Annotated in this window: 4 protein-coding genes; 1 reads left to right on the top strand and 3 read right to left on the bottom strand. The window is 70.0% G+C overall.

Going from position 1 to position 5017, the window contains the following annotated elements; all coding sequences use genetic code 11:
* The coding region (locus VD972_RS36510; protein WP_324993441.1) for a hypothetical protein at positions 1-197 on the bottom strand (197 nt) is incomplete at its 3' end.
* Positions 198-418: 221 nt separating this feature from the next.
* Between VD972_RS36510 and VD972_RS36505 the strand changes: the two genes are divergently transcribed.
* Positions 419-2776: a serine/threonine-protein kinase gene (locus VD972_RS36505; RefSeq protein ID WP_324993440.1), complete on the top strand. Its 2358-nt coding sequence runs from the start codon at positions 419-421 to the stop codon at positions 2774-2776.
* Here VD972_RS36505 and VD972_RS36500 read toward each other — a convergent pair.
* Positions 2748-3935 (bottom strand): lipocalin-like domain-containing protein, encoded by a 1188-nt coding sequence (locus VD972_RS36500; RefSeq protein ID WP_324993439.1) that lies wholly within the window; start codon positions 3933-3935, stop codon positions 2748-2750. The genes VD972_RS36505 and VD972_RS36500 overlap by 29 nt on opposite strands.
* Positions 3936-3939: 4 nt before the next feature.
* Positions 3940-5017: ABC transporter permease (locus VD972_RS36495; RefSeq protein WP_324993438.1), on the bottom strand; the 1078-nt coding region annotated here is incomplete at its 5' end.

Below are 5017 nucleotides of genomic sequence, written 5' to 3'. Positions count from 1 at the left end.
CTGTTCATGAAGCCGCGCGCCAGCCAGACGGCCAGACCGCCCATTGCCATGCGGCCCATCGAGCTGCCAAAGAAGCCAGGCGCCTGGGCGCGCCCATACCCCCGGCCCCAGCTGCTGCGTCCCCGGCCGTGGCCGCGGTTCCACATGCTGTAGCTCCGGCGTCGGGACAGGCCAAAGAGATCTCCGAGAATCGCCATGATGCGCTCCTGTGAAGGGTGGACGCCCCCGTTCATGGGCTGAACGGCCCGTGGCGGGAGCACCTCTCAAGGTGCAGCAGGGGAGGGGGTGGGACAGCCCTTCCCAGGGCTCCGGGCCCGCCAGGAGGACCGATTGTCCAGCGAGGAGGCAGGGCAGCTGTCCCTCTGCCTCCATCTACTCGAACCAGGGAGGGGGCCTTGGCTGCTAGAATGCCCCTGGCTTGAACCACCCCCCCCCCACTGCCTTTGGGAAGTACGAGCTGCTCGAGCGCCTCGGCATGGGGGGGATGGCCATTGTCTACCGTGCGCGCTACACGGCCGCGCCGGGCATCACCAAGCCCGTGGTCATCAAGAAGGTGTTGGATGTCTATGCCGAGAATCCGTCCTTCGTGGAGCTGTTCATCCACGAGGCGCGCATCTCGGTGGGGCTCAACCACGGCAACATCGTCCAGGTCTTCGACTTCGGTCAGGTGAATGGCGAGTACTTCCTGGCCATGGAGCTGGTGGAGGGGCAGCCGCTCTCGAAGGCGCTGAAGAAGGCCCAGACCACGGGGCTGGCGCAGCTGCCGGCGCCGCTGGCGGTGAACATCGCCATCGAGATGTGCAAGGGCTTGCACCACGCCCATACCCGCACGGACGAGAAGGGACGCTCGCTGGGCCTGGTCCACCGCGACATCTCCCCGGACAACGTCCTCATCAGCTACGAGGGCGAGGTGAAGATCTCCGACTTCGGTGTCGCCAAGGCCCAGCTCGCGGGGCGCCCGGAGACCGAGGCGGGGATGGTGAAGGGCAAGTACCTCTACTTCTCCCCCGAGCAGGCGATGGGCCAGGAGATCGATGCCCGCTCGGATGTGTATGCGGTGGGGGTGGTGCTCTACCGGATGCTCTGCGGCCGCCTGCCGGCGGAGGGCTCTGAGCTCGCCGTGATGCAGCGCATCGTCCAGGGGCGGCTCACCCCGCCGCTCCAGCTCAACCCCCAGCTGGAGCCCGGACTGGTGGACATCCTCCAGGAGGCGATGGCGCACCAGCGCGAGGATCGCATCCCCAGCGCGGAGGCCCTGCAGCACCAGCTCTCCCACTGGCTGGCCACGCGGGCGCCCTTGTTTCCAGTCCACACGCTGAAGCACATGATGGGCCTGCTCTATGAGCCCGAGCTCACCGCGCTGGGTCGGCCGCCCCAGGTCGCGCAGCGCTTCCGGGAGCAGATGGCCCGGTGGAGCGCCTCCCAGCGCTGGCGCGAGCTGTCTCAGGAGGAGGAGAAGGCGAGCCCCGCGGCGGTCGGGGTGTCGCCCACGGTCCAGGAGCCTCCCTCCGACACGGTGCCTCAGCTGGGGGCGGCGGAGGCCATGGGGACGCAGGTGACGGCGACCGTCCCGAATGCCTTCATGGGCCGGTCTCGCTCGAAGGCCCGGTACCTCTGGCTCGCCGCAGGGGTGGGGCTCGTGCTGGTGGGGCTCGTGCTGGGCATCTCCTGGAGGCTCCGGCCGCCACCGCTCGAGGTGTTCTCCTCTCCGCTTGGGGCCCAGGTCATCGTGGATGGCGTGCCCCAGGGGATGACCCCGCTGAAGCTGGAGGGGATTGCCCGGGGGGCTCCGCACACGGTGGAGCTGAGCCTGAAGGGCATGCGGACCTGGACTCAGCGCTTCGAGGCCGGGACGCTGGACCCGCGGCTCGATGTCTCCCTGGAGCCGATTCCGCCACCGCCTCCCCCGCCCCCTCCGCAGCTGGCACCTCAGCCGGAGCCGACCGCGGAGGTGTCCTTTGTCTCCCGCCTCGGCACGGAGGAGGTGCCCGCCCACTTCACCTTGGAGGAGAAGTGGCACTCCTTCAGCACGAAGGCTCGCTCGCTCCAGCAGCCGCTCTACCCCGAGCGGAGCTACACGGTGTGGACGTCCGGCTCCTACACGGGGGATGCACCCATTTCAGAGAAGGATCTGCGGCAAGGCCTGAGCCCGGCGTCGTCCCGCTCGGGACAGGTCTACGTGTTCGTGGAGGGAGAGGGAGTGCCCGCCGAGGAGCGGCTGTTCATGGCCTCCTCCAAGCCTCATGTCCTCTCGAAGGGCCGGTTGCTGCATGCCTTCGTCCTCGTGGGCATCAGCTCCGAGCGCAACGTGGACCGGAGCCTGACCCTGCACGTGCGTGACAACACCACCCGGCAGGTGGCCCGTCTCCGGCTGGAGTCGAAGCGCTTCGCGCATCAGGTGTCGCTGGAGAACCGCTATTCGGTCCGGAAGCTCGATCCCGAGACCCTGTACTCGGTGGAGTTCCAGCCTCGGCAGGGAATTCCCATGAGCCCCGTGGCGGTCCTGGCGATCCCTGGGAAGGCGGGACGAGTCCAGCTGACAGGGCAGCCCGCGGGAGAGCTCCGGTACGCCCTCAAGCCGGGCCGCTACACCCTGCAAGGAGCCCGGGAGCTGTGGTTTGCGCTCCCGCGCTCGGAGGAGGACGGGGAGTCCCAGATGGACGTCTCCGTGGCCAAGGCTCCTCCCGTGCCGCCTGCGCCGCCTGAGCCGCCCGTGAAGGAGGTTTCTCCTGAGGAGGCGGGCGCCGTCATCGAGGAGATGGAGCAGGGGCAGTAGCCTCGCCATACCCGGTCAGCTCCACGTAGCCGCGACCGGTGAGGGGCTGGCCCGCGCGTGTGCCCTGGATGCGCACGGCGCCCTCCCAGTAGCGCACCGTCACGGGGAGCTCCTGGTCCGCCTGGGCCGGCGTGAGCTCGAGGACGAGCTGTCGCGAGGGAACGGAGAGCCGCCAGTGTGCCGGGTACTCCGTACCACTGCGGGGGCTCCGCCAGGTGTCCAGCACCTCGATGCGCACCTCGTCGCGTGGCAGGTGCACCGCCTCACCCTGGGCGGGGATGTCCACGCCCGCACTGAAGGGATCCACCGAGCCATCCCGGCGCCGGAGCTGGTAGTGCATGAGCTCGCTGCCATCGGAGAGCTGGAGCGCGAACCAGTCCCAGCCCACCTGGTCCGCTCCGAGCGACTTCGTGCTCCACTCGCGGTCCATCCAGCTGGTGCCCGTCACATCATGGGTGTGCCCGTCCACCGTCACCGTGCCGCGCGTGGGCATCCGCGTGAGCGAGTAGTAATAGGATGCGTTCCCGGCGCCCGCTGTCTTCTGGCTCAGCCCTCGGTCGCCTTGGAGCACGGGGGGCTTGCCCTCCTCCAGCACCAGCGACAGGGCCACACCGCGAGCCTCCGCCGAGAGCCGCATGGGGAAGACCCCGCCCTCACCGCCCTCCGCCTTCCAGCGCTCCAGCCACACTTGGAAGGGCTGAGTGCGGGCGCCCGCGAGCCCCACCGCCGCGCGGCTGAAGCGCTCGAAGGCATGGAAGCGCCCGGCATCGATGTCCGAGAGCGCGAAGTGCCCCATGTACACCTCCCGCGAGCCCCACTCGGAGGCGCGCTCCGCCTCGCGAGGCGCCAGCGCGTTGCGGAACAGCGTGAGCTGGTAGCCGAAGGCGTGCCCGTCGGCTGTCTCCAGGTGGCCCGTCCAGTACCACCACTCGGTGCGGAACTCCGGGTGAGGGCCATGGTCTTCGGGGAAGTGGAACTCGCGCGGCTCGGAAGCGCGCGCGTAGCCCTCGGTTCCACCCGGGGCTCCGAGCGCCTCCGCCACCGTGAGCCGGGCCCCCTCCGTGGGAGGCGAGGCCTCGCGTGTGACGAACCAGGCGCCCGCGGCGAGCACCGCCAGCACCAGCACCACTCCGAGCGCCAGCCCCTTTCCGCCGCCCATGCCTTCACTCCTCCCGCAGCGCCAGCGCCGGATTGGCGCGCGCCATCCGCCACGCGGGGTACAGCCCGGCGAGCGCGGCGGCCACCAGCGCGAGGAGCATCGCCTGGCCCAGCACCGAGGGCGTCACCGCGAGCTGCAGCGTCCACCCGAAGGAGCGCTGGTTGATGACGTAGACGAGGATCGCCGCGAGCGCCACGCCCAGTGGCACGGCGAAGAGGCCCGCCAGCAGCCCCAGCAGCCCCGTCTGGAGCGAGACGAGGCCCCAGAGCTGGCCGGGTGTCAGTCCCATGGCGCGGAGCACGGCGAACTCCCGCGCCCGCTCCAGCTGCAGGGCCATGAGCGCGCTCAGCACACCAATGAACGCCACGCCGATGGCCAGCAGCCGCAGCACGTGGGTGATGGTGAACGTGCGGTCGAACACCTCCAGTGAGCCCTCCCGCAGCGCGCGGTTGGGATGGACATTCAGCGTCTGCGTGTCTCCGGCCCGCTCGCGCACCCGCGCCACGAGCGCATCGACGTCCTGCCCTGGCGCGGCGTAGAGGGCCAGCCCACTCACGTCCCGATCGTCGAAGTGCGCATGATAGGTCGCGCGCGGCATGAGCAGCGTGCCGGCGTCCGAGCCATAGTCGAAGTACACTCCCACCACGCGAAACTCCCGGGGCCCCCGGTCCGTGGGCAGCCGGACGGTGTCTCCGCGATGCACGTCCCGGTGGAAGCTGAAGGGCTCGGAGACGAGCAGCGTGTCGGGCGCCTCGAGCTCTCGCCACACGGTGGAGGGCTCGCCCTCCTTGAAGCGGTAGGGGCGCTCGGGGCCCTGGGCGAACTCCACCGCGAGCAGGTCCGTGGGCAGGCTGTCCACGGTCATCTGCACCACGCGGATGGTGGAGCTCGCGGCGACGCCGGGCGTGGCGCGCAGGTGCTCGACGAGGCCGGGGACGAAGGGAGAGTACCCCCGCCGGGCAATGAGCGAGGGTGGGGAGATGAAGACATCCGCCTGGAGCGAGGCCTCCAGCCAGGCCACCACGGTCCCGCGGAAGCTCGCCACCATGAGACCGACGCCCACCGTGGTGGCCACCGCGATC

This window comes from Hyalangium sp. (assembly GCF_035629615.1).
In the GTDB taxonomy this organism is placed as follows: Bacteria; Myxococcota; Myxococcia; order Myxococcales; family Myxococcaceae; genus Hyalangium.
The sequence above is the reverse complement of the archived record's forward strand: the minus strand, read 5'-3'. Positions and strand labels throughout refer to the sequence as shown.

Coding starts and splice junctions, on each gene's coding strand:
- VD972_RS36500 (WP_324993439.1), bottom strand. CDS start 3,935: ATGGGCGGCGGAAAGGGGCTGGCGCTCGGAGTGGTGCTGGTGCTGGCG.